Origin of the sequence: Citrobacter sp. Cu231 (genome assembly GCF_030332265.1) — a bacterium.
Lineage (GTDB): Bacteria > Pseudomonadota > Gammaproteobacteria > Enterobacterales > Enterobacteriaceae > Citrobacter > Citrobacter meridianamericanus.
The window spans coordinates 1-325 of the sequence record NZ_JAOWIE010000008.1 but is presented as its reverse complement, the minus strand read 5'-3'; the positions used below and the strand labels follow the sequence as shown (position 1 = coordinate 325).

Here is a 325-nt window from a genome sequence, read left to right as displayed (position 1 = left end):
CTCTTGCATGCACATCGTGGATTTTTCTCCGGGCATGAGCCATACACGCGGCTTCCGTTATTCTGCCGGATTCGTATAACACCCGGTAACCACCGTAAGCATCGGCCTGAAGCACACCGCTGTAACCGGCCAGATGATTTTGTGGATGGATACCTTTCCGGTCCGGTGAGTACGCGAACCAGACCGCCGGGGGCATTTCCGAACCGGCGTTACGGTCATCACGGACGTAGACCCACAGCCGGGCGGTCCGGGTTTTACCGCTGCCCGGCTCCTGGACCGGGACGGGGATATCATCAGCATGGACTTTACCGGGCATCAGCACATA

At 58.5% G+C, this 325-nt stretch carries 1 protein-coding gene; it reads right to left on the bottom strand.

The genetic code is table 11. The features are described 5' to 3' along the window. On the bottom strand, positions 1-325 hold a 325-nt coding region (locus OGY15_RS00200), incomplete at both ends, for an IS66 family transposase (RefSeq protein ID WP_286537258.1).